The sequence below is a fragment of the Paraeggerthella sp. LCP19S3_G8 genome, from assembly GCF_052119225.1.
Lineage (GTDB): Bacteria > Actinomycetota > Coriobacteriia > Coriobacteriales > Eggerthellaceae > Paraeggerthella > Paraeggerthella hominis.
Map to the genome: position 1 here is coordinate 221,781 of NZ_JBQKFQ010000005.1, position 24,057 is coordinate 245,837.

Genomic DNA, 24,057 nt, shown 5'->3' on the forward strand with positions numbered 1-24,057 from the left:
GCGCAAAAGGAGCAGCTTCTTGGCCAAGCACTTCAGGTGCGGGAGGTGCGGGGCGAAGGCTTTTCACTGTGAAGCGCCACTATCCCGCGGGCAAATGCGAAGGCGCGCCTTCCGAACGCTTCCGCGCGCGGATCCCTCTGCGCATCTCGGAGCCGTCGCTTGATGCGGCGTGCGTCGTTTGCCCGCTAGCCCGTTACCCTGCGTTTTCGATGCCCAGCAGGTTGAACAGCTCTTTGCGAGAATGCACGTCGAGTTTCTGGTAGATGTGCTTCACATGGGTCTTTACGGTGCTGTTCGCTACGAACAGTTCGCGTTCGATGTCGGCAGGCTTCTTCCTTTGCGCAAGCAGCAGAAGAATCTCCTCTTCGCGTTGCGTGAGCGCCGCTCGTTCCGCGAGTTCTTGGCACTTTATTCCCAGGCGATTTCTTTCGGTTGGCATGTTTTGGTCGTCTTCGAGGGTTTCTTTGAGCACGGCACCCCAAGGCGAAGAGAGCTGTTTTTCCGAAAGCAGTAGCTTTGTTGCGAAAACTACCGACAAGGTGACCACGACGCCCAATGCAACATCCACTGCGAAAGGCGATGCAACAAGGCTCGTGAGATCTCTTGTTCCGATTCCCGCTTGCACGGAAACAAGGCGCACTGCTCGCTCGATCCCGAATAGCCATAGTGCGTTGACGCCGTAGCGGTAGACGAGGTTGCTGAGAATGATCATGATTACAATCAAGCAAAGCGTGTAGCTGCCAAGAGCGCAAAAGCTTGAAATGAAACTTCCTCGCGGGAGGAAATCTCCGAAAGGAACAAGCGAGAATACAATAAGCAACAAGGCTATCTTGCAAAGCGCGGAGAATTGGAAAGCCGTGCGGCGCAAGCTGATGCAGGCGTATACGAGCACGCCTGCAAACACGCAGCCCAATCCTGAATGGATGCCGAGCGGCCCTTCGAATACGTGCTCGCACAGTCCGTATGAGAACGAATAAAGCGCAACGACGGCGATTGGCTTCCAGGGAAGCGAAAACGATCCCCAGGTGGCATGGGGCCGCTCGGTGTCAGGAAGGTAGGAGTACGCCTGCTTGAGACATGCGAGCGATACCATTGGGACAAGGCAGGTGCAGACGAACAGCCAAGGCAGCGCCAAACCCTTGAAAAGCCAAAGGATGAGCGATCCGACAACGATTCCTCCGGAGTAGTAGAGGGCTACGCGCAAGGGGTTCAGGCATCCGAAAAGCTCCGACCACAGCAAAATAAGAAACGCTATGCCTACTCCTCCCGCAATGACGGCGGGGATTCCTAGGTATTGACTGGTTCCGGGGTCGAGTATGGAATAAAAATTACAGCATGTTGACGCGATGAGGCAGATGGCAGCAACGGGAGCCGGCCATGACTTGCCGTACAGAGGTGCAATCCTGCTTGCGCCAAGCGCAACGACGACGAGCGTGATGGCGGTAATCATGTTGAAAGCGGTGAAGTCGGCGAAGGCGTTTGCCTGAATGGGGAACACTATCGAAGTGTTGGCGTACACGGTTTCGGTCCATGCGCGAAAAATTCCCATTCCCGCAAAACAGAACGGCATTCCCAACAGTTTTCTTTGTTCGCCCTCCATGCGCCCCTCCTTTATACGCCTCCCCAGACGTGCGGACAATTATACCGACTTGCATGAGCCTGCAGAGCCTCCAATACGCGCATGAGCTGGAAATCCCCCTGTTTTCAGCAAGAAGGGGGAGAAGGGGAGGCGTTAATTCCCCTGGTTAAAGCAGCTGATGGGTGACGATCCTCCGTCGCTTCCGACGTAAAGTCTTGCCCAGCATCAAGCAGATGCGAGACCGTGCGAAAGCAAAGAACGAGAAAGGGAGGCGGTTTCATGAAGGAGTTGTCTCGTAGGGGTTTTCTGACCGCAGCGGCGGTAACGGCTGCGGGTGCGGCTGTTGCAGGTATGGCGGGGTGCTCCCCGAAGGACACCGGGGAGCAGAAGAAGGAAGAGGCGGTGCAGACGCGCTGGAGCTGGGAAACGAAACCTGAGCCCATTGCGGACGGAGACATCGCAGAGACCATCGATACCGAAATCTGCATCATAGGATTGGGTTCTTCGGGCACGACGGCTGCGCTTGCTGCCGCGCAGAGCGGGGCTAAAGTGACCGTGCTTCAGAAGATGGAAAAGGTTCAGACGAACGGGTGGTGCGTGGCCGCCTACAATTCCAAGAAGTTCTTGGAAGCAGGCCAGACGTACGATTTGCCTCAGATTTACGCCGATTTTGCCAACTTGTCCAATGGCCGCGACAATCCGCGTGCGGTCAATCTGTTCCTGCGCCGCAGCGGCGAGGTTATGGACTATATCATTCGCCAAACGCCTGAGCATACGCCCGTCATGTTGGAGAGCGGTCATACGTATGGCTGGTTTATCAACAACGACATGGCAACGCGCTACGAGCAGTTCCGTCTGCTCCTGAATACCATGGTTGAAAAAGCTGTGGCTGCAGGGGCGAACATCATGTACGAAACTCCTGCGGTTCGTCTTGTCCAGGACGAGAGCGGTCGCGTGACGGGAGTCGTGGGCCAGCGCAAAGACAAGTCGTACGTGAAAATCAACGCCTCCAAGGGCGTTCTCATGGCCACGGGCGATCTGTCCGACGACCCCGAAATGCTCGAGTGCTTCGCCCCTATGCTGCAAGGCGTGCAGACCATGCACGGCGCACCGTGCAACACGGGCGACGGTCACAAGATGGGCCTTTGGGCCGGTGCGGCCATGGATGAGGGCCCGCACTGCATCATGATGCACTTCGATCCCACGTGGATGCCCGAAGGCGGCGCTCCGTACTCCGGTATTCCGTGGTTGCGCGTGAACCTCAAGGGCGAGCGCTTTGCGAACGAGGACCTGGGCTACCAGAGCGTGGTGACGTCCGTCCGTCTCCAGCCGGAGCAGACCGCTTTCCAGATCACTGACGCCAATTGGGCCGTGCATGCGGCGAAGGGCGATTACAAGCATCCCAACAGCCACAGCCGTGCCACTACGAACCCGGAAGCCGACTGGCAGGACGCCATCGAGCGCGGCGCCATTGTGAAGGCCGACACGCTTGAAGAGCTTGCGGACGCTTGCGGGATCGAGAAGGCTGCATTCCTCAAGACCGTTGCCCGGTACAACGAACTTGCAGAAAAGGGCGTTGACGAAGACTTCGGCGTAAACGGCCAATTTATGTCCTGGAATGCAATCAAGCAGCCTCCGTTCTACGCGGTCAAGCGCATGCCCGCCGTTCTCAGCACCGTGAGCGGTTTGAAGATCAATGAAAAGCTTGAAGTGGTGAAGCCCGATGGCGAGCCTCTGGGCGGTCTGTACGCTTCCGGCAACGTTTCCGGTTCGTACTATGGCGACGACTACCCGCTGTTCATTACGGGCGGATCGCATGGCCGCGCTTGGACGTTCGGCGTGCTTGCCGTGCGCTCGGCACTGGGCAAGTTGGACGAGCCTCTTGATACCTTGGGCGCGTAACCTGCGTCTATAGGCCTCGCAGCGTCCCCTCCCTCCCCGGGCGCCTGCGAATGCAGCCTCCCCGACGACCTCGGTTGCCGGGGAGGCTTTTGCGACTTGCGGGCACGTACTGTTCGCCCCCTGCCGTCTGCGCTGTTTGCGTGTTCGATCTGGGCAATTCCGAAGCGGCTTCTTGTCGCGCTCGTTGATTCGTGCTGTAATCGTTTCCTGTACATAGCAGAAAGCAGCTGGGAGCACCGTTGCGCATCATCGTTGATTCGGAGCCGTTTTGACCGATCTTTCAACTTCGTATCCGTTCGTGTACCTACACGGAATTCTTGCCCATGATCGCAGCGCGATCGAGTCGAACCTGTGGGGCCGCATTCCCCAGGAGATTCGTCGGCGGGGCGGCATCGCGATGTTCGGAAACCAGGATTCCCTCGGGTCGGTTCAATCGAACGTCTACCAGCTTGAGCGTACGCTGGATATGGCGCTCAAACTAACCGAAGCCCCCAAGGTTCATATCATCGCCCATTCCAAAGGCGGCCTCGACGCGCGTTGCCTGGCCCATCGACCGAGCATGCGAGGCCGCATCGCTTCCATTACCACGTTCGCAACGCCGCACGGGGGATTGAGAACCGCCGATCATTTTCTTGGGATGAGCTCGTCGTGCCTGGAGAGGATTGCGTCTCCCATCAACTGGAAGGCCACGAAAAACGGCGACATGTACGCCGACTGCATCGGCGTGCTGCATGATCTGTCGACGGAGGGCGCCGCTCGCTTCAACGAAGCGTATCCCGACTTGCCCGACATCGAGTACCGCACGTTCGGAGCCGTCGAGCAGCCGCGCCATCGCTCGCCTAAGGGCGCGTGGATGCACTGGATGGTGAAACGCTACGACGGCGAAAACGACGGGCTGGTTCCCGCTTCGTCCACGAAGCGCGATCCTTGGCAGGAGCTGCGCGTGCCGGAAGGGGAGCCTGGGCTTAACCACAACGACGTCATCGATCAGCGCAAACGCGATACGCCTATCATTACGGGCGACGGTAGGACGTGGAGTTCGATCGTCGAATTCCACATGAGCCTGGCTGAAGATCTGGCGGCTATCCGATAAAAAGCGGAGCGGGGCGAAGGGTTAACGGCGTTCCCTTCGCCCCGCTCCGCTTCTCTGCTTGCGTTGCGTTAGCGCAGCAGCTTTTCCACGTAGGCAAGCTTGACGCAGCAAACGAACACGTCCATGGCCTGGTCAAGCTCTTCAAGCGGAGGCAGACTGGGCGCGATGCGAATGTTCGAGTCGCGCGGATCCCGGCCGTAGGGGTACGTGGCTCCTGCGCCGGTCATGGTAACCCCGGCTTCCTTGGCCAGCTCCACGGCACGTGCAGCCGTTCCTTCCGGCGCATCGAACGACACGAAGTACCCGCCGCGCGGGTTGCTCCATGCGCATTCGCCCATGTCGGCTAGTCCTTCTTCCAGTTTGCGAACTACCAGCTGGAACTTCGGGCGCAGGATGGCGGCGTGCTTGCGCATGTGTTCTGCCAGCCCTTCGGCATCGCGCAGGAAGCGTACGTGGCGCAATTGGTTGAGCTTGTCGTGCCCGATGGTCTGCGCGCCCATGCAGCGCTTGACCTCGGCGATGTTCGCCGGGCTGGCCGCCATGGCGGAAATCCCGGCTCCCGGGAACGTGACCTTGGAAGTGGAGGCGAACTTGAAGCAGCGGTCGGGATTTCCCGCTTCGGCGCATGCCCGTGCGATGTCAAGCAGTCGGTCCTGCTCGTCCGCCGCTTCGAACAGGTGGTGCATCCCGTAAGCGTTGTCCCAGAATATGCGGAAGTCGGCGGCGGCGCAGGTCATGGACGCCAAGCGGAGCACCACTTCGTCTGAGTACGTGACGCCGCCGGGATTCGAGTACTTCGGCACGCACCAAATTCCCTTGACCGCCGCATCCGACGCAGCGATGCGCTCCACTTCGTCCATGTCGGGACCGTCTTCGGTCATGGGAACGGGGATCATCTCGATGCCGAACGCCTCGGTCACGCCGAAGTGCCGGTCGTAGCCCGGCGTCGGGCAGATCCAGGCAACGCGATCGAGCGAGCACCAGGGAGCCGATCCCAAGGTGCCGAACATCCAGCAGCGCGCCACGGTGTCGTACATGACGTTCAGGCTGGCGTTGCCGAACACGATCACGTTTTCGGGCTGATCGTCCAGCATGGTTGCCATCAGGGCCTTCGCTTCGGGCAGGCCGTCGAGCACGCCGTAGTTGCGCGCGTCGGTGCCGTCTAAGGCCGTGCAGGCTTCGAGTGTGGTCAGCGTTTCCAGCAGAGGCATGCTCAGGTCAAGCTGCGCCTTCGAGGGCTTGCCGCGCGCCATGTTGAGCGCGAGGCCCTGTGCTTTGAATGCGGCATGCTCCCGTTCCAAACTCGCCTTGAGCTCGGATAGCTCCTCGGTTGCTCGCTCTGCGTACGCTGTCATCGTGCGTCCTTCCGCCTGATCGTCTTGCTCGTACCGCCACAGTATAAAGTATCCGTTGCCGGCCAACCATGGGCGAAGCCCCGATTGCCCCGATCGGCCCGATCGGGCAGCTGCCAGGGGCTTTGCGGGCTTGCCGGATTGCGCAAAGCGTCCATGCGCAGCGCTCCCTGCGCCCCGGCGAACGGGGTTCGCGGAAGGGCCGTATTCCCGCGCGATCGGCCGAGCCTGTTCGCGGCTTGGCGAATAGTCGACCTTTCGCGGACCGTTATGCCTTATAATCCCATCGTTTCGCACATCTTCCGATTTGAATCGGATCACTATGAGGGGAGGGGACGAACGTGGTCACCAGCGACTTCTGGACCGTACTGGCGATGCTCATCTACTTTATCGTCGTACTGACCATCGGCTTCGTGTACGCGAAGCGATCAAACTCGTCGACGGCGGAGTATTTTCTAGGGGGGCGCGGCGTCGGCCCGTGGCTGACGGCACTGTCCGCCGAGGCGTCCGACATGTCCGGATGGCTGCTGATGGGCCTGCCGGGCGTCGCGTACTTCACCGGCGCTTCCGATGCCATGTGGACGGCTATCGGCTTGGCGATCGGCACCTACTTGAACTGGAAATTCGTGGCGAAGCGTTTGCGGAAGTATTCCGTGGTGGCGGGCGACTCCATCACGCTGCCGGAATTCTACAGCAAGCGCTTCCATGATACGAAGAACATCGTATCGACGGTGGCTGCGATCATCATCATGGTCTTCTTCTGCGTGTACGTGGGCAGCTGCTTCGTAACGTGCGGCAAGCTGTTCGCCACGCTGTTCGGCCTGGATTACTCCACCATGATGGTGCTCGGCGCTATCGTCGTGTTTCTGTACACCCTGGTGGGCGGCTACTTGTCCGTTGTTGCTACCGACTTCGTGCAGGGCGTGCTCATGTTCTTCGCACTGGCCGTGGTGTTTGTCGGTTCGGTGGCCTGGGCGGGCGGCATCGACAACACGGTGGCCTTCCTGCAGAGCATCCCCGGCTTCTTGAGCGGCACGGAAATCGCGGTGCCCATCGTGGACGAGGCCGGCAAGCAGATCGTGGAAAACGGCGCGCCGCTGTTCGACGTTCCGGCTGACTATCCGCTCATCACCATCGCTTCCATGCTGGCGTGGGGCCTTGGCTACTTCGGTATGCCGCAGGTGCTCGTGCGCTTCATGGGCATCCGTGACGCCGAGGAAATCAAGAAATCGCGCGTTATCGCCGTGGTGTGGTGCGTCGTGTCGCTGGCGTGCGGCATCTGCATCGGCCTGGTGGGACGTTCCATCATCCCCACCGAGTTCGCAACGCAAGCGGCGGCCGAGAACGTGTTCATCGTGCTTTCGCAGATGATCCTGCCGCCTTTCATGTGCGGCGTTGTGGTGTCCGGCATCTTCGCCGCATCCATGAGCTCGTCGTCCTCGTACCTGCTGATCGCCGGTTCGTCGGTGGCCGAGAACATCTTCCGCGGCGTCATCAAGAAGGACGCCACCGACCGCCAGGTCATGATCGTCGCGCGTCTTACGCTCATTGCGGTCTTCCTGTTCGGCATATTCGTGGCGTACGACGAGAACTCGTCCATTTTCGGCGTGGTCAGCTACGCTTGGGCTGGCCTGGGAGCGTCGTTCGGCCCGCTTACGCTGTGCAGCCTGTACTGGCGTCGCACGAACATGCAGGGTGCGCTTGCCGGCATGATCGCCGGTACGGCAACGGTGCTCATCTGGCATAACCTCATCAAGCCCTTGGGCGGCGTGTTCGGCATCTACGAGCTTTTGCCGGCGTTCATCGTGTCGCTTCTGGCTATCGTTATCGTGTCGAAGCTTACCGCTGCACCGTCAGAGGCCGTGCAGCACGAGTTCGATCACTACATGGAGGCCGACGTCTCGAAGTAAAGCGGTTTTGCACCTGCCGAACCGAATGGAAACGGGCTTGATGCGCAAGCGTCGGGCCCGTTCTACTATATATAGAAGTAGGGGCACAAGTGGTTGTGGTAATGCATTTGCCCAGTTCCCAGGCTCATTAAGTCATTGGGAGCCCGATACGGCGGACGGCTTTTCAAGCGGTTGCCCAGTCTTTCCTACCTGAGCAGGGGTTATGAAATGCCTCCACAACGCTTTTTGTTCCACGGCGCAAACATGGTATTATTCGTTCAGCTTTTGCCCATACGTACTACGTGCTCAATCTAGGAGGCTTTCGCATGAGCGAGCATCTAATCGGACTTGACAGGCGAGCATTTATCAGCGGCGCTGCTGCGCTCGGCGCCCTTTCTTTTATGGCTCCGAAGGCCGCGTTCGCAGAGACGGCTGCTGAGAAGCAAGCCGAAGCTGACGCCGTCCGCAATCAGTTGGTTGGATTGCAGGCTGACCTCGAGGCAGCCGAGATCAACTATTATTCCGCGCTGGACAAGCGCGACGCTGCCAAGCAGGCCATGGAGGCCGAGCAGGTGAAGATCGACGACGCCAACGGCAAGATCGCCGATCTCCAGGACAAGCTGGGAACGCGTGCGCGCAGCATGTACCGCTCCGGCTCTTCGAGCTTCCTCGATTTCGTCCTGGGCGCTACGTCGTTCGACGAGTTCACGCAGAACTGGGATCTTCTGAACCAGATGAACGAGAACGACTCGAACATGGTCAACGAGACCAAGACCCTGCGCGAAGAACTTCAGACTGCCAAAGACGAGTATGCTCGCCAGGAAAAGATCGCGTCGCAGAAGGCTGAAGAGGCCAAGCAGATTCAGGCTGAGGTTCAGGCCAAAGTCGATAACGCGGCCAAACTGGTCAGCACGCTCGACGCCGAGGCGCAGGAGCTTCTGCTGCAAGAGCAGGCTGCTGCAGCGGCCGCCGCAGCAGCAGCTGCTCAGGCTGCTGCCGAGGAAGAGGCTCGCAAGCAGAACAACGGCGGCTCTGGCGGCGGCGGTTCCATCGTGTATCCCGGCGGTGGCGGCGGCGGTGGAAACGCTGGCGGCGGCGGTGGCGGCGGCAACATCGGCGGCGGTGGCGGCGGCGGAAGCGTCGGCGACTACAGCGGCGTGGTGGGCTATGCCATGAGCCGTATCGGCTGCCCGTACGTTTGGGGCGCCGAGGGTCCGGACGCGTTCGACTGCTCCGGCTTGGTTACGTGGGCGTACCGTCAGGTCGGTCGCTACGTGCCGCACCAGAGCGAGGCCCAGTACGCTGCTGCTTCCAATATCGTTCCGGTGTCCCAGGCTCGCCCCGGCGACGTCCTGTGGCGCTACGGCCACGTTGGCATCGCGGTCAGCTACGGCGGCTCGCATTACGTGCACGCACCAACCTTCAACGCTTACGTGCGCGACACCGACCCCTTGTCGTGGGCGCAATTCACGGCGGCGCTTCAGTTCTAAGTTGGAAAACCATATACGAAAAGAGGGCTTCGGCCCTTTTTTCGTATCGCGCGCAAGCGCCGGATGTCGAAAGGGGAGAGGGATGCGCGTAACCGTTGAACTCGAGAACGGGCTTTTGCCTGACAGGTTCGGGAAATACGCCCCGGAGGAATGCACGGTGGACGGAAATCCTGTCCGTTCGTTTCCTTTCGAGGTGACGGACGTGCCGGAGGGCGCGCGGTCGCTTGCGCTTGCGTTCGTCGATTGGGACGCCATTCCCGTGGGCGGATTCTGCTGGATTCACTGGCTTGCCTGCAATATTGCGCCCGACGCAACCCGTATTCCCGAAAACGCAAGCGCGTCGGGGGCCGTGCCTTGCGTTCAGGGATCCAACAGCAACTGGTCGCCTCTTGCCGGCGGAAGCTCCAACCCGCAGGTGACGCAACGCTATTCCGGACCGTACCCTCCAGACAAGACGCATGTCTACACGCTGACCGTCTATGCGCTCGATTGCGAGCTCGACCTTCCCGAGGGGTACTACCTTAACGAGTTTCGCCGCGCCATTCAGGGCCACGTGCTGGCTCAGGCGTCCGTCGAGTTGCCCAGCCGAGCGTAGGGGAGCGCCGCCGCATGGGCCGAGTCGAAAGCGTCGTTCACCCGATCGAGCCGGTGTTCGACGAGTCTTCGCGCGTACTTGTCTTGGGAACCATGCCTTCGCCGGCTTCGCGCAGGGCGGGCTTTTACTACGCTCATCCCCAAAATCGCTTCTGGAAGGTCTTGGCGGCTTTGTTCGACGAGACAGAACCAAAAGGCACCGATGCCCGCGCGCAGTTTGCGCTACGGCACCATATTGCGCTTTGGGACGTGTTGGCCTCGTGCACGATCGAAGGCGCCTCGGATGCAAGCATTGCGAATCCCGTCCCCAACGATCTGGAGCGCATCGTGCGAATCGCCTCGATTTCCACGGTGTTCACCACGGGAAGAAAAGCCGAAGAACTTTTCAAGCGCTATGCAAGGAAAATGATCCCGGAAGCAAATTTTGTGCCGCTTCCTTCGACAAGCGGAGCAAATGCTCGCATGAGCCTGGATGCCCTCATAAGTGCGTATCAGCCGCTGTTGCAAGCCGTTTCTCCAGGTGATAGCGGTATAGGGGAGAAAAAGCCCGCCGACTCTATATCCATGCAAGAGGGTCAAAGTGAGGAGGAATGATGGAGACACACCCGGAGGCGTGTAGATGGTTGACACGGTTTGAATCCTAGCGTATTATTCTCCTGCTCGCTCGTTCGGGACAAACGAAAGAGCGGCAGGCAGCTTGATAAATACACATGAATTGAGCAGCGAATTATGGGCGTGTGCCCGAGTGGCTAAAGGGGACGGGCTGTAAACCCGTTGGCTATGCCTACCTAGGTTCGAATCCTAGCGCGCCCACCATCTTTCGCCTGTGTAGCTCAGTCGGTAGAGCACTTCCTTGGTAAGGAAGAGGTCGTCGGTTCAAGTCCGATCGCAGGCTCCATGCTAAATGGCGGTGTAGCTCAGTTGGTCAGAGCACACGGTTCATACCCGTGGCGTCACTGGTTCAAATCCAGTCACCGCTACCATTTGCATTATTCCGCGTCCGCTTTGTCGGACGCGTCGTTATTTTTTGTTTTGTTTTCGCGAAAGCGAACCCTATAAGGAGGATGACACATGGCTAAGGAGAAGTTCGAGCGTTCCAAGCCGCATGTTAACATCGGCACCATCGGTCACGTTGACCACGGCAAGACGACGCTGACGGCTGCTATTTCCAAGACGCTGTCCGAGAACGACGGCTCTCACGGCACCGCTCACGCCGACTTCACGGCTTTCGAGAACATCGACAAGGCCCCCGAAGAGCGCGAGCGCGGCATCACGATCTCCATCGCTCACATCGAGTACGAGACGGAAGCTCGCCACTACGCTCACGTTGACTGCCCCGGTCACGCTGACTACGTCAAGAACATGATCACGGGTGCTGCTCAGATGGACGGCGCCATCCTGGTTATCGCCGCTACCGACGGCCCCATGGCTCAGACCCGCGAGCACATCCTGCTCGCCCGTCAGGTCGGCGTTCCCTACATCGTCGTCTTCCTGAACAAGTGCGACATGGTCGACGACGAGGAGCTCCTCGAGCTCGTCGAGATGGAAGTTCGCGAGCTGCTCGACAGCTACGAGTTCCCCGGCGACGACACCCCGATCATCCGCGGCTCCGCTCTCAAGGCTCTTGAGGGTGAGAAGGAGTGGCAGGACAAGGTTTGGGAGCTCATGGACGCCGTTGACTCCTACATCCCGACGCCGGAGCGCATGGTCGACAAGCCGTTCCTGATGGCTGTTGAGGACACCATGACCATCACCGGTCGTGGCACCGTTGCCACCGGCCGTGTCGAGCGTGGCGTGCTGCACGTGAACGACCCGCTGGAGATCATCGGTATCAAGGAAACCGCTAACACGGTTTGCACCGGTATCGAGATGTTCCGCAAGCTGCTCGACGAGGCTCAGGCTGGCGACAACATCGGCTGCCTGCTCCGCGGCGTCAAGCGCGAGGACATCGTTCGCGGCCAGGTTCTCTGCAAGCCCGGTAGCGTGACCCCGCACACCGAGTTCGAGGGCCAGGTCTACATCCTGACGAAGGAAGAGGGCGGCCGCCACACGCCGTTCTTCGACGGCTACCGTCCGCAGTTCTACTTCCGCACGACGGACGTGACGGGCGTTGCCCACCTTCCCGAGGGCACCGAGATGGTCATGCCGGGCGACAACATCGAGATCAAGGGCGAGCTCATTCACCCGATCGCGATGGAAGAGGGCCTGCGCTTCGCTATCCGCGAGGGTGGCCGCACGGTTGGCTCCGGTCGCGTGACCAAGATCATCAAGTAGCACCCTGTTTCACCGGTTAACCTTATGCGGGGCCCGCATCAGCGGGCCCCGTTCATGAGAATTCATGTGTATGCGATTCGAGCGCCGTTCGGATTAGGTAAAAGGAGAATTCATGCGTACGTTGGTCACCTTGGCATGCACGGAGTGCAAGCGCCGCAATTACACGACCAAGAAGAACAAGCAGAACAATCCCGACCGTATCGAGTTGAAGAAGTACTGCAAGTGGTGCCAGTGCCACACGGTGCATAAAGAGACCCGATAGCGCGTCTGAGGTTTGCACGAGCATAGGCCAGTAGCTCCAATTGGTAGAGCGGCGGTCTCCAAAACCGCATGTTGGGGGTTCGAGTCCCTCCTGGCCTGCCAGCTCGAGATATGAGCAGCTTGCATTCAGGTTGCTTGGATGAGCAGCTTGGAATCAGGCTGCTTGTTTGGCGTTTAGACGGATAACGATCCCCGGTTAAGGAATCAGATGGCGAAGAAATCAAAGACACAGCGTGCGAAGGCTTCTGCTGCTCGTGCTGCTCGCAAGGAGCAGGCGCAGCTTCAGGCTGCCGAAGCCGAGGCGAACAAGGTCGCTGAGGCGGACGCTGTTGAAACTGAAGCGCCCAAGAGGAAGTTCTTCAAGAAATCCCAGAAGAACGAAACGTCCGTGAACGACGGCAAGCAGGACAAGGCGCAGCGCAAGGAACTTGAGAAGAAGGCTGAGAAGAAGCCGGCGAAGAAGCGCCGCTTCGGTTTTCTCAAGGACGTGCGCTCTGAGCTGAAGCGCGTTACCTGGCCGACTAAGCAGGACGTGCTCCGTTGGAGCGTTGTCGTGGTTGTTGCCTTGTTGTTCTTCGGCGTGTACGTCGCCGTGCTCGACAACGTCGTTATCACGCCGTTGTTGGTTGCGATTTCTGGTTTGGGGGCTTAGCAGATGGCTAAGAAGTGGTACGTCCTGCATACGTATTCAGGATACGAGAACAAGGTTAAGAAGAACCTCGAGACGCGCATCGAAACGATGGGTCTTGAGAACAATGTGTTCGCTATCGAAATCCCGACGGAGACGGTCACCGAGATCAAAGAGGGCGGTCGTCGCGTCGAGAGCGAGAAGAAGGTGTTCCCCGGATACGTTCTCGTCCGTATGGACTTGGACGATCGTAGCTGGGCCGCAGTTCGCAACACGCCGGGCGTAACCGGATTCGTGGGCGCGGACGGCAACCCTGCTCCTCTTACGCGCGAAGAGTACAACAAGATCATGAAGCGCACGGACACGAAGAAGAAGCCTGCGGTTTCTTCGAGCCTGGAAGTGGGCCAATCGGTCAAGGTTGTGTCGGGTCCCCTCGCCGAGTTCGATGGCGTGGTTTCCGAGGTGTCGCCTGATGCGGGCAAGGTGAAGGTTATGGTCTCCATCTTCGGCCGCGAAACTCCTGTCGAACTTTCGTTCGATCAGGTGGCGAAGATCTAAAGGTGCGAACAAAAGCGGCTTCGCGTGCCCGCGTGGACCGGGGCTTCTCACTCGAAACCAGCCGCTTTGTTGATAGAAACAACGTTTAACTTTATGTGTGACAGTCAGCTGAAAGGATAGTTCACCATGGCTGAAAAGAAGCAAACCGGCTTTATCAAGCTTCAGATCCCCGCGGGTGCCGCGAACCCGGCTCCTCCGGTTGGCCCGGCGCTCGGCGCTCAGGGCGTCAACATCATGCAGTTCTGCCAGGCGTTCAACGCTCAGACGCAGGACCAGTCCGGCACCATCATCCCGGTTGAGATCACGGTGTACGAGGACAAGTCCTTCACCTTCGTGTGCAAGACTCCTCCGGCGGCCGTGCTCATCAAGGAGAAGCTGGGCATCAACAGCGGTTCCGGCATCCCGCAGCTGCAGTCCGTCGGCACGTTGACCGAGGACCAGCTCCGCGAGATCGCCGAGATCAAGCTCCCGGACCTCAACGCCAACACGGTTGAGGCTGCCATGGAGATCATCGCCGGCACGGCGCGCAGCATGGGCGTGCGCATCGAAGGTCGCGAGATGAAGAAGAAGTACGTGCCTTCCAAGAAGGTTGCCGCTATGCTCCAGGGCAAGACGATCGACTAACGACGTCTTCTGCAATGCGTGATCGCAGCTGCGCATGATGTGCGCAGCTGCTTTGACGATACAGGAAAGTGGAAGGGCGCTTCGCGTCCGCTACACACCACGAAAGGAAACATCATGAAAATGTCCAAGAACTACCGTGCGGCTCTCGAGAAGATCGGCGAGTCCACCTACGCTCCGCTCGAAGCGTTCAGCCTTGTGAAGGAGGTTTCGACGGCTAAGTTCGACCAGACCGTTGAGGCTCACTTCCGTTTGGGCATCGACACCCGTCAGGCTGATCAGCAGCTGCGTGGTACCGTGAGCCTGCCGAACGGCTCGGGCAAGACGGTTCGCGTTGCTGTGTTCGCTGAGGGCGAGGCTGCCCGCGCCGCCGAGGAAGCCGGCGCCGACATCGTGGGCACCGATGAGCTGGTTCAGCAGATCCAGGCTGGCGAGTTCAACTTCGACGCCGCTGTTGCGACGCCCGACCAGATGGGCAAAGTTGGTCGTCTGGGCAAGATCCTGGGCCCCCGCGGCTTGATGCCGAACCCCAAGCTGGGCACGGTGACCAACGACGTCGTCAAGGCCATCAACGAGCTCAAGGGCGGCCGCGTGGAGTATCGTGCAGACCGCTACGGTATCGCTCACGTTGTCATCGGCAAGGCCAGCTTCACGGCTGAGCAGCTTGCTGAGAACTACGGCGCCGTGTACGACGAGATCCTGCGTATGAAGCCGGCTGCGGCCAAGGGCAAGTACGTGAAGTCGATCTCCGTCTCCGCCACCATGACGCCGGGCGTTTCCGTTGACTCGGGCGTGACCCGCAACTACACGGAAGCTGCTGCCGAATAAGCTGCACTGTTAGACGTTGAAGAAAAGGGACCTGCGGGTCCCTTTTCTTTTACCCTCTTTTAAGATCTCAATGTGATATCATGTTGGTATCGACAATCTGAGAAAGGAACCGTCATGTCCGTTGAAAAGACCGTTCACGTGCGAAGCGGCTGGCCGATGTTGGTGTTGACGCTGGTTTTGGTCGTCGCGTTTGCTGCGATAATCGCTACGGGGGCTACCATGCTTCCTCCCGACGATGCTCCGGTGACCACCACAGCGCAGGCGCTTGGCGTCGGGCTGCTTGTTTCAGGCATCGTGGGAGTATGCATCGTTCCGTTGATTCTGCTCATGGGCTTCTTCACCATTCAGCCGAACCAGGCGCGCGTTCTCATCCTGTTCGGCGACTACAAGGGCACGGTGCGAGACGAAGGCTTCCATTGGGCGAACCCGTTCTACTCGCGTAGTGCTGGCAGCACGGCTGATCCCGCTACGGGCAAAGCCGTGCCCATGAATACGAAGATCTCGCTGCGCGCTCGCACGTACAACGGCGACCACTTGAAGGTGAACGACAAATGCGGCAACCCCATCGAGATCGCAGACGTCGTTGTTTGGCGCGTTGAGAACACGGCGAAGGCTTTGTTCGACGTGGACGACTACAATTCCTACGTGCACACGCAAAGCGAAACGGCTTTGCGGCACGTGGCTACCGCGTACGCTTACGATCAGATGCCCGGCGAGCCCGAGGATGGGATCACGCTCCGCAGCAACATCGAGGAGGTTTCCGCCGCCCTTAAAGAAGAGCTTTCGGTGCGCTTGGAAAAGGCCGGCGTGGTGATTGACGACGCGCGCCTTACGCACCTTGCGTATGCGCCGGAGATCGCTCAGGCGATGCTGCGTCGCCAGCAGGCTGACGCGGTGATCGCTGCGCGTGAGAAGATCGTGCAGGGTGCCGTGGGCATGGTCGATATGGCGCTTTCCGAGCTATCCAACAAGAACGTGGTAGACTTGGACGACGAGCGCAAGGCCGCTATGGTTTCGAACCTGATGGTGGTCCTTTGCGGAGACTCTGACGCGCAGCCCGTGCTGAACACGGGCACGCTCTACCAGTAAAAGGAATCGGCGCACCTGGGCTTGCTCCCGGGTGCGCCGATGCGGTGACGATATGGCGAAACGCAAACAATACCCCTTGCGCGTGGACCCCGCTTTATGGGAGGCCATCGAGCGCTGGGCTGCCGACGACCTGCGCAGCGTGAACGCACAGGTGGAATTTATCTTGCGTCGCGCGTTGAGCGAAGCGGGCAGGTTGAAGCCTCCGCCCCCGCGCGACGAGACCGACCTTGGGTAAAACGGGGACGGGGCCGACGATTCGTGTTCGACATCGGAACGAACGCGAATCGTCGGCCCCGTCTTCTCGTTTTGCTCTGCATGCGCGTTTCGCAACGATCGGCTCCTCTTTCGGAGAAGCGTCTTCTCGTTGATCGATTCGCTATGATTTTCAAAAGGAAGCCGCTACACTGGGGCAAAGGAGCGCCCGACGTGCGGTGCGTTGCGTGCTCGGCGCCAAAACGCTTCGAGGTTAGGAGATCTGCATGGAGGCTTCCGTTTACCCGAATCAACCCGAAACGCTGCAGGAAACCGTGGCTTTGCTGGAGAGGGCGTACCTGTACGCGTATCCGCTCGTGCTCATGGACGTCATCAAAGACCGGACGACGAACGTGGTGGTCCCCGACGCGGAGCACGCTCCCGTCAACCAGCTGTTCCATGCTCAAACGCTGGCGACGCCCGATATGGTGAGCTTGACGCGTCCGAACGTGGATACGGTGTACTCGCAGGCTTATCTGGACCTGGGGGCCGAGCCGATTTTGCTGTACAAGCCCGCCACGGATCGTTACTGCTCGATTCAGACGTTCGATGGGTACTCCAACACGCCCGTAGTGCTTGGTACGGGCGGAGTAGGGGGCAGCGATGCTGCAACCTACGCGTTTGTTGGACCGTTCTGGTCGGGCGAGCTTCCGCAGGGCGTGACCAAGGTCTCCATGCCCACGAATTTCGTTTGGCTGCTGCTTCGCACGAAGTGCTTTGGCGTTGACGACCTGCCGGGCGTACGAGAGGCCCAGCAGGGCATGAGAATGTACCCGCTTTCAGCCCACGCGCTGGACGAGGGCGCGGGGTACGCGTGTCCGAAGGGGTCGTACTATCCTGCGTACGACTACGTTCCCTTGGAGTTCATACAACGGCTTTCCGTCCAGGATTTCTTCACGCGCTTCAACGGGCTGGCTTCGGGCAACCCGGGAGCCCCCGAGGACGCCCCGACGCTGGCGCAATTCGAAACCGTAGGCATCGGCGCAGGGTTGACGTTCGACATCGCTGCCTTGGGGGAAGGCGTTGCCGAGGCGGCTGCGTATCTGCCGACGCTTCTGGATCGCGATTTCTCATCGGCTCATGCCAGCACCACCGTTTCGAACGGCTGGATGTTCATGGACGATCGCGTGGGCACGTTCGGCACCGATTACGCGTATCGCGCTGTGGTGGCGTTCGGCGGATTCGCCAATCCCGTGACCATGGCGGTGTATCCGTCGATGGTCGTGGATGCTGCAGGGAACCCCTTGCGCGGCGACAAGTCGTACCGCCTGCATTTTGGCCGCGGGCGAAACCCCGCCCCATGCAAGCGAGGGATGGTGGTCGCTTACAGCCTACACCGAAGCGGGCCGGTTGATACCCAACGAGCTAAACCGTTACAACATCGGCGAGGTGGACGACCTGCCCTTCAACGAGGACGGATCGCTTGATCTGTATCTTCAGGCTGAAAGGCCCGCAGACGATCGCGTGCGCTTCTGGCTGCCCTTGTGCGAAGGCGTATTCTCGTTGACGATGCGCATCTACCTCCCGGACGAGCGCGTGCTTTCTTTCGACTGGAAGCTTCCGCCGCTTGAAGCCGTATAGCCCGACCTTGTGCACGACCGTCGTGCGAGCTGCGGTGCGATCGACTTGCGGCGGCAAGCTGCGAGGGAGCCGGGGCCGTAGGGTTCGGAAGGGGTGCTATACTGGTCGGCGACAAGAGGACAGGCACGTTAGAGGCAAGGTGCGTTGAAAGTATGATCATAAAGAAGTCGAAGGCCGAGATCGAGGCCATGAAGGAAGCCGGTCGTATTTCGGCTTTGGTGCTGCGCGAGGTGGGATCCCATGTTCGAGCGGGCGTGTCCACGCTTGAGCTGGACGAGCTGGCGGAAACCATCATCCGTGCAGAAGGCGGCATACCTGCGTTCAAGGGCTACGGCGGATTCCCCGGCTCGATTTGCGCATCGGTGAACGACCAGATCGTGCACGGCATCCCTTCCGCGAACGTGGTGCTCGAAGACGGCGACATCCTGTCCGTCGATACGGGTGCGACGGTTGACGGCTGGGTGGGGGACAACGCCTGGACCTACCCCGTAGGGAAGATTTCGGCCGAAAAGCAGCGCCTGCTCGAGGTGACCGAGCGGTGCATGTGGGCGGGCCTTGACGCTGCGCGGCCCGGCAATCGCCTGGGCGACATCGGGCATGCGGTGCAGTCCATCGCCGAAGCGGCGGGCTTCGGCGTGGTGCGCGAGTACGTGGGGCACGGCATCGGACGCGACATGCACGAGGATCCCAACGTGCCGAACTTCGGCCGGAAGCATACGGGCGTCAAGCTTGAGGTTGGCATGGTGCTGGCTATCGAGCCTATGGTGAACGTGGGAACGTACAAGACGCGCGTGATGCCCGATGGATGGCTGGTGTGCACGCGCGACGGCCTGCCTTCGGCTCACTTTGAAAAGACCGTGGCAATCACCGAAGACGGTCCGCTTATCCTGACCACGGAAGAGGGGCACGAGCGCCCGGTGTGATCGCCTAAAGACTCTATGCAAAACGGAAGGCCCTCATGACGAGGGCCTTCCGTTCGGAGGGGGGAGGGACGGTTGGCTTAGGCGCCGTAGTACTTCATGGCTTCCTGAGCGGCTATGCGACCCGTCACGGTGCCCATGCACATGGAGGCGCCGCTTACGGCATAGCGCATGTAGAACAGCTCGGCGTTGGCGATGGTGCCGCCACCGTACAGGCCGGGGATGGGCTTGCGATCCTTGTCGAGCACTTCCGCTTTGGTGCTGATGGCAAGCTGGCCGAACGAGTCGTTGGTGTTCGGCGTGATCTGGACAGCGTAGAGCGGCGCCTGCACGACGGGCTGAAGATCTTCGGGCTTCTTATGGAAGGCCGGGTCCTCGCCAGCTTCGCAGAGCTTGTTGTACTGCTCGATCGTCTTCGTCAGGGGATAGCCGGGCAGACCTGCTTGCTCGGCAAGCTCTTCGATGGTGTCGGCGGTGTTGACGACGCCCTTTTCGACGCCCTTCTTCAGCAGCTCCATGCGCTTGTCGGTCTGCTGCGAGTCGCAGATGATGAAGAACTCTTTACGGCCGCTCTGAATGAACGGCGTGAAGTAGTCGAATTGGCTGGTCATGGATTCGTTCGCGCAACGGTAGCCAAGGTCGGTTACGAACACGCCCGTGTTGATCATGCGCAGCTGCGACAGCTCGTCGTTGAGCGGCAGGGGCTCTTTGCCCACCAGGTGGATCTGCGAAAGGCCGCCCTTGAGCAGCGTGAGGGCTCCGGCGTCTTTGCCCAGCTCGATGCCGTCGCCCGTGTTGCTGGGGCTCGAGAAGGTGTGCCAGCCCACCGTGCCGGGTGCGTACAGCTCTTTCGACCAGTCCTGACCGTCGAACCCGCCGGAAGCCAGCATGACCGCTTTGGCGGAAATCGTGTACTCGGTGTCGCCCTGGCGCGCGACCACGCCGGTTACCTTGCCGTTTTCGGTGAGGATCTTGATAGCGCGCGTTTCCATCATGACTTCAGCGCCGTTTTCCTCGGCTTTGGCGATGAGCGTATCGATAATGCCCTTGCCTCCGTTGGTGGATACCATGGAGCGGTCGGACACGCCGTCGCCGGGCTTCTTCTTAAAGTCGCAGCCGAAGCCGACCAGCCAGTCCATGGCCGCGCCGCCGTTTTCCGCCACCATGCGGCAGATGTCCATGTTCGCGTCTCCGTCGGACTGATCGAACAGGAACTGGGCGATTTCTTCAGGGGTGCCGTAGTTGGTAAGGCCCATGTCGTCTTGCTTCTTGGAGCCGCAGCAGTAGAAGTTGCCGGTGCAGATGGACGAGTCGCCGCCCGAAACGGAGTGCTTTTCGAGCACGATGACGCGCGCGCCTGCGAGAGCTGCTTCGGTGGCGGCGCTCATGCCGGCGATGCCGCTGCCGATGACTACGATGTCGGTGTCCTTCGATTCCTGGGACTTGGCCGGCGTCTCTGCAACTGCCTGAACGGTATCCGCTTTGGCCGTGTTGCCGCTTCCGTTCGAAGCGCCGTCGGATTCCTGCGCGGCGGAGCCGGTGCTTGCCTGCGGTGCGCAGCCGGCAAGTCCGCTGCCGGCAACTACGGCAGCCGTTGCGCCCAAGCCGAGCAGAAACGACCGACGCGTGAATCCTTGCGATGCAGCCTCGGCAGCTTCGATACCCTTGTTGTGCATGATGTCCTCCCAATCCTTGCGGTTTCGCGAACCTCCCTGTTCGCTCTGGGCCCATCATACGAACGGAGGAATCTCGAACCAGCACCAAAAGGGGTGGGGAAGGTGAAATCGTCAAGCAAAGCCGCCCACCCTCCATAATGGAGGGTGGGGCTGGCGACTGCTTTTTGAATGCTTTGACCTGCGAAAATCGATGCGGCAAGACGCCTATAGCGCCGTGCGGTCGCGATAAAGCTCAACGCGATCGATAAGGTCTTGCTTGTCGATCGATCCTGTTTTTTGATAGACGTTGTGGATGTAGCCCTTGATGGTGTTGGGCGACAAGCCAAGCTCGGCTGCGATGTAGGTGCGTGTTCGTCCCTGGCAGAGCAAGGCGAGGACTTCGCTCTCGCGTGCGGTCATGGCGTGCTTGTCTGCGAAGGCCCGAAGAAGCGCGGCGGGGTCCTCGCGGTTTTCGGGCGCGGGCGAGTTTGCTTGGCTTGCATGTTCGGAGTTGTCCGCCTGCTTTTGGATTCTGCGTTCGAGCCGCGTGGACAAAACGGGGTTCATGGCCAGCACGAACAGGGAGGTGAGCGATATGAGGGCCAGCCCGGTTGCGGGGCTGCCCTGGGCCAAGACCCGCGCCCCTAGGGCCACGCCGGCAAGAATGAGCAAGCCGCCGATGCCCAGTGCGGTTCCCAGGTACACCCAAAGCGACACGTTGTCGCGTTCGCTGAGCTGGCATACGATGATGCGCACGTTCATGCAGGAAAGATAGAAGGCGACGAATACCAGCACGGTCGCGGCGATGTGCGCCGCAGGCGAGGTGACGAAGGGCAGCGCGACAAGGGCGATGGCCACGATGGGGAACAGCATGCCGTACAGGTCCGACACCTGAACGGCGCGTTTGCGCAAAAACCAAGCGCCCAGCATGATCATCGAGGCCACGACGATTCCCAGCATGGCTTGCGCCTGGATGGGAATGATGTCGGTTTCGGCAGTGGCAGCAACTTGGCTGACGGCTCCGAACGCGAACGAGAACACTGCCAGATACGAAACGGCTTTCACGAAATCGATGACGCCTGCTTCCGAGATGCTGATGCGCCTTCCCGCCGCTTCAAGCTCCTGCCGAGCGATCAAAGGCACCGCCGACACGATGATTATGGTAAGCGCGAATGCAAGCTCCATGATTCCGCTTGCCCAGAAGATGATGGTCGCCGCGATTCCGCCTATCAGGTAAGCTAGGGGGATCGCGCGCGCCAGGGAAGGGCCGCCTTCTCCCGAAAGCGCGGATATTCGCCCTATCCATCCCAATTCCGCAGTTGCAAGACCGTATCCGATACTGCCCGACACCACGATGGCGTAGAGCCATCCGCCCTCGATTGCCCCAAGAAGTCGAGCAAGCATGAGCGCGTTGCCAAGGAACGCTGCACCGAATGCCGTGGCCATGCGCAGGCGATGCTCCGCCTTGCGGCGAAATACGTGAAGGGCCGCCGTGATCAGCATAGTGGCCGTGTACGCGATGAAGAAGAGCGCGCCGAACGAGTTCCCGGCTCCGTGCGAAAGACTCATTTCCTGCAGAAACGTGCTCGATATCATGAGCGGGAACGTGAGCCCGCACACAATGCCGTAGCCTGCGGAGACCGTGATCAGGCTGCGAAAGCCGTGGTGCACGTTGCTGCTTCCCGTGCTCGAAGTGGCATGGGCGTCCATGTTACTTCAGCTGCTTGCCGTCGGTATCCCAGTAGAAGCGCTTGAACTTCGGGATTTGGTTCAGGTGCATGATGCGTGCCCACATGTTGTGCATGAACGAGTCCGACCCGTAATGCAGCGGGTAGGGCTCGGCTGTGCGACGCAGCACGTCAAGGGCTTGTTGCAGGCGCGCGCGGTTCTCCATGCTGCGGTCGAGCACGTAGCGGGGCACGCAACTGTACACGAACGGGTCGTACGCTTCGCGGTAGTCGATGCGCTCTCCCAAGATGAATTCCCGCACGATGAGCGTGACGAAGTTCACGCCGCCCAAGCTCATGTAATAGGTGTTGCGCCCGCAGCGCGTGTTCACCTCGAAGAACCGGAAGGATCCGTCGCGTTCGTCGTACTTGATGTCGAAATTCGCGAATCCTCGGTACCCGATGCGAGCGAGCATGCTCTTCGCGGCCTCGATGATGGCTTCTTCGCGTTCCCCCATGATGCACAGCGGGTTGCCGAGCGCGGTGGGGTCGTGGTCTTGAAGGCATACGACGCCGCCCGACACCACGCGCATGTCTCCCGACGCGTCCGAGAACGTGGTGAGCGTGCGGATGGCGTCGTCGCCGCCGGGGATGAAGTCTTGCAACACCAGTTCGTTGTTGTAATCGGACGTGCGGATGCTGCGCCACACCTGGGCAAGCTCTTCCGGCGTCTCGATCTCGTAGATCTTGCGCCATCCCTCGATGGTGGCGTCTTGGAACTGCGCCGAGTTCGAGGGTTTGGCGATAAGCGGGTAAGGGAAGTCGTGCACGGGCAGCTCGTCGGGGCCGTTTTCGCCGCAGTCGAAGTACCAGGTGCGCGGGTAGGGGATGCCCAGCTCTTCGCACAGTTCGTAGAAGCGCCGCTTCTGCGTGATCTCGTCAAGCAGATCGAAATCGATGTAGGGGACCGTGTAGCCTGCGGCCTCCAGGCGCGCCTTCCCGGCGGACAGCATGCGCGCGTGGCAGTCGTCGCAACCTAGGACCAGCAACACGCGGTCGGGGTCTTCGGCGTGCTGCTGCGCGGCAACGCGCTCGAGCGCATCGTACAGGCCTTCCGGATCGTGAATGAGCGGCTCCAGGCGATAGTCGGTGAAGCGGCTGCTCGACAGCATCTTGATGTCCTGCGTTGCCAGCACGATGGTGCGTTCGACTTGGTAAGCGCGATGGAGTTCTCGCACGTAGCTGTACGCCAGGATGTCGCCGCCTACGACGACGGGCTGCAAGCGATGCCGCACGTCGGCAGGGTTCGTGATGCGGGGGTTCTGCACGGTCATTCTTGAATCTCCTTGTGGGTCGAAATCTTGCCTATTATCCCACAGTGCGCGCGGCGGCGGCTGCGTTTCGCGAAAGTGCCCATATCGCGTTTTCGTGCTTTCGCCGCCGCGCGTTTCGACGGTGGGGCCGAGGTTCTGTCAAAACCAGCGAGTTTTGCGGCGATTTTTCGCCCTGTCGAGGCAATGTGGTTATGAGCGTTTTTTATCATGCCTGATCACAGGCTTGCAGGTTGGGTCTATTCTGGGTTGAGGACCAGCAAAACTCTTCCGTTTTGACAAACTTGCAACGTTCAAGCGGGACGCGCTCCGCCACAACGTGCGCGGTCCGCTTGCTGACGGGCTTGGTCCCGCGCGCCCGCGTCGCGCCGGTTCTTGCGCCTGCGTCGCACCGGCCCCCGCGCCCGCCGCGCCTGCGTCGCACCCGCCGGGGGGCCCGCCCCGGGGCGGGTGCGGCGTGTGCGGGGGGCCGGGGGCGCGGGGTGGGGGCGGG

The 24,057-nt window shown here is 60.3% G+C and carries 22 protein-coding genes and 4 tRNA genes; 21 read left to right on the forward strand and 5 right to left on the reverse strand.

Annotation, left to right across the window (positions count from 1 at the left end; genetic code table 11):
- Positions 1-193 precede the first annotated feature (193 nt).
- Complete coding sequence (locus tag ACTQZK_RS07820; protein WP_114567165.1) at positions 194-1,600, reverse strand: helix-turn-helix transcriptional regulator; 1,407 nt, start codon at positions 1,598-1,600, stop codon at positions 194-196.
- Positions 1,601-1,858: 258 nt separating this feature from the next.
- On the opposite strand from ACTQZK_RS07820, the gene ACTQZK_RS07825 reads away from it, so the two are divergent.
- Complete coding sequence (locus ACTQZK_RS07825) at positions 1,859-3,481, forward strand: FAD-dependent oxidoreductase (RefSeq protein ID WP_114567238.1); 1,623 nt, start codon at positions 1,859-1,861, stop codon at positions 3,479-3,481.
- A gap of 268 nt (positions 3,482-3,749) precedes the next feature.
- On the forward strand, positions 3,750-4,574 hold the full coding sequence (locus ACTQZK_RS07830) for an esterase/lipase family protein (protein ID WP_418832021.1): 825 nt from the start codon (positions 3,750-3,752) through the stop codon (positions 4,572-4,574).
- Between the two features lie 68 nt (positions 4,575-4,642).
- Here ACTQZK_RS07830 and ACTQZK_RS07835 read toward each other — a convergent pair whose 3' ends face one another.
- On the reverse strand, positions 4,643-5,929 hold the full coding sequence (locus ACTQZK_RS07835; RefSeq protein WP_428421143.1) for an aminotransferase class I/II-fold pyridoxal phosphate-dependent enzyme: 1,287 nt from the start codon (positions 5,927-5,929) through the stop codon (positions 4,643-4,645).
- A gap of 338 nt (positions 5,930-6,267) precedes the next feature.
- Here ACTQZK_RS07835 and putP point away from each other — a divergent pair, with 338 nt between their 5' ends.
- The 19 genes from putP (at position 6,268) to map (ending at position 18,914) form a co-directional block, all read left to right on the forward strand.
- Positions 6,268-7,836: a sodium/proline symporter PutP gene (gene putP / locus ACTQZK_RS07840; protein ID WP_114567168.1), complete on the forward strand. Its 1,569-nt coding sequence runs from the start codon at positions 6,268-6,270 to the stop codon at positions 7,834-7,836.
- 305 nt (positions 7,837-8,141) lie between these two features.
- Positions 8,142-9,305 (forward strand): coiled-coil domain-containing protein, encoded by a 1,164-nt coding sequence (locus tag ACTQZK_RS07845; protein ID WP_114567169.1) that lies wholly within the window; start codon positions 8,142-8,144, stop codon positions 9,303-9,305.
- Positions 9,306-9,387: 82 nt separating this feature from the next.
- A complete protein-coding gene (locus ACTQZK_RS07850; RefSeq protein WP_428421145.1) occupies positions 9,388-9,900 on the forward strand; it encodes a YbhB/YbcL family Raf kinase inhibitor-like protein in 513 nt (170 codons plus the stop codon).
- Positions 9,901-9,914: 14 nt separating this feature from the next.
- Positions 9,915-10,493 (forward strand): DNA-deoxyinosine glycosylase, encoded by a 579-nt coding sequence (locus ACTQZK_RS07855; RefSeq protein WP_428421147.1) that lies wholly within the window; start codon positions 9,915-9,917, stop codon positions 10,491-10,493.
- Between the two features lie 137 nt (positions 10,494-10,630).
- Positions 10,631-10,715: transfer RNA gene (locus ACTQZK_RS07860), tRNA-Tyr, on the forward strand.
- A 6-nt stretch (positions 10,716-10,721) separates the two neighbouring features.
- Positions 10,722-10,797: transfer RNA gene (locus ACTQZK_RS07865), tRNA-Thr, on the forward strand.
- Between the two features lie 8 nt (positions 10,798-10,805).
- Positions 10,806-10,882 (forward strand) — tRNA-Met (locus tag ACTQZK_RS07870).
- Positions 10,883-10,970: 88 nt separating this feature from the next.
- Positions 10,971-12,173 carry an elongation factor Tu gene (tuf, locus tag ACTQZK_RS07875; RefSeq protein WP_114567172.1) on the forward strand — a complete coding sequence of 401 codons (1,203 nt, stop codon included), beginning with the start codon at positions 10,971-10,973 and terminating at the stop codon, positions 12,171-12,173.
- Positions 12,174-12,285: 112 nt separating this feature from the next.
- Complete coding sequence (gene rpmG / locus ACTQZK_RS07880) at positions 12,286-12,435, forward strand: 50S ribosomal protein L33 (RefSeq protein WP_080803366.1); 150 nt, start codon at positions 12,286-12,288, stop codon at positions 12,433-12,435.
- Positions 12,436-12,459: 24 nt separating this feature from the next.
- Positions 12,460-12,536, forward strand: a tRNA-Trp gene (locus ACTQZK_RS07885).
- Positions 12,537-12,642: 106 nt separating this feature from the next.
- Positions 12,643-13,086 carry a preprotein translocase subunit SecE gene (secE, locus tag ACTQZK_RS07890; RefSeq protein ID WP_114567173.1) on the forward strand — a complete coding sequence of 148 codons (444 nt, stop codon included), beginning with the start codon at positions 12,643-12,645 and terminating at the stop codon, positions 13,084-13,086.
- Between the two features lie 3 nt (positions 13,087-13,089).
- On the forward strand, positions 13,090-13,620 hold the full coding sequence (gene nusG / locus ACTQZK_RS07895) for a transcription termination/antitermination protein NusG (RefSeq protein ID WP_114567174.1): 531 nt from the start codon (positions 13,090-13,092) through the stop codon (positions 13,618-13,620).
- A 126-nt stretch (positions 13,621-13,746) separates the two neighbouring features.
- Positions 13,747-14,244 (forward strand): 50S ribosomal protein L11, encoded by a 498-nt coding sequence (gene rplK, locus ACTQZK_RS07900; protein WP_114567175.1) that lies wholly within the window; start codon positions 13,747-13,749, stop codon positions 14,242-14,244.
- 114 nt (positions 14,245-14,358) lie between these two features.
- Entirely contained in the window at positions 14,359-15,069 is a 711-nt protein-coding gene (rplA, locus tag ACTQZK_RS07905) for a 50S ribosomal protein L1 (RefSeq protein WP_181792582.1), read from the forward strand.
- Positions 15,070-15,183: 114 nt separating this feature from the next.
- Positions 15,184-16,158, forward strand: a complete 975-nt coding sequence (locus ACTQZK_RS07910) for an SPFH domain-containing protein (RefSeq protein WP_225749417.1) — start codon at positions 15,184-15,186, stop codon at positions 16,156-16,158.
- A 52-nt stretch (positions 16,159-16,210) separates the two neighbouring features.
- Entirely contained in the window at positions 16,211-16,393 is a 183-nt protein-coding gene (locus ACTQZK_RS07915) for a hypothetical protein (protein ID WP_114567241.1), read from the forward strand.
- Between the two features lie 244 nt (positions 16,394-16,637).
- Positions 16,638-17,837, forward strand: a complete 1,200-nt coding sequence (locus ACTQZK_RS07920; protein ID WP_428421077.1) for a DUF1254 domain-containing protein — start codon at positions 16,638-16,640, stop codon at positions 17,835-17,837.
- The gene (locus ACTQZK_RS07925; RefSeq protein ID WP_428421079.1) at positions 17,761-17,991 is read left to right on the forward strand and encodes a DUF1214 domain-containing protein; all 231 of its coding nucleotides are present in this window, start codon (positions 17,761-17,763) and stop codon (positions 17,989-17,991) included. Before ACTQZK_RS07920 ends, ACTQZK_RS07925 begins: the two co-directional genes overlap by 77 nt.
- A 152-nt stretch (positions 17,992-18,143) precedes the next feature.
- Positions 18,144-18,914 (forward strand): type I methionyl aminopeptidase, encoded by a 771-nt coding sequence (map, locus tag ACTQZK_RS07930; RefSeq protein WP_428421081.1) that lies wholly within the window; start codon positions 18,144-18,146, stop codon positions 18,912-18,914.
- Positions 18,915-18,991: 77 nt separating this feature from the next.
- On the opposite strand, the gene ACTQZK_RS07935 is transcribed toward map, so the two are convergent.
- The 3 genes from ACTQZK_RS07935 to ACTQZK_RS07945 form a co-directional block, all read right to left on the reverse strand.
- Positions 18,992-20,587 carry an FAD-dependent oxidoreductase gene (locus ACTQZK_RS07935; RefSeq protein WP_428421083.1) on the reverse strand — a complete coding sequence of 532 codons (1,596 nt, stop codon included), beginning with the start codon at positions 20,585-20,587 and terminating at the stop codon, positions 18,992-18,994.
- 204 nt (positions 20,588-20,791) lie between these two features.
- Positions 20,792-22,276, reverse strand: a complete 1,485-nt coding sequence (locus ACTQZK_RS07940) for a response regulator transcription factor (RefSeq protein ID WP_441899221.1) — start codon at positions 22,274-22,276, stop codon at positions 20,792-20,794.
- Position 22,277: 1 nt separating this feature from the next.
- On the reverse strand, positions 22,278-23,567 hold the full coding sequence (locus tag ACTQZK_RS07945) for a carboxylate--amine ligase (protein WP_428421087.1): 1,290 nt from the start codon (positions 23,565-23,567) through the stop codon (positions 22,278-22,280).
- Positions 23,568-24,057 lie beyond the last annotated feature (490 nt).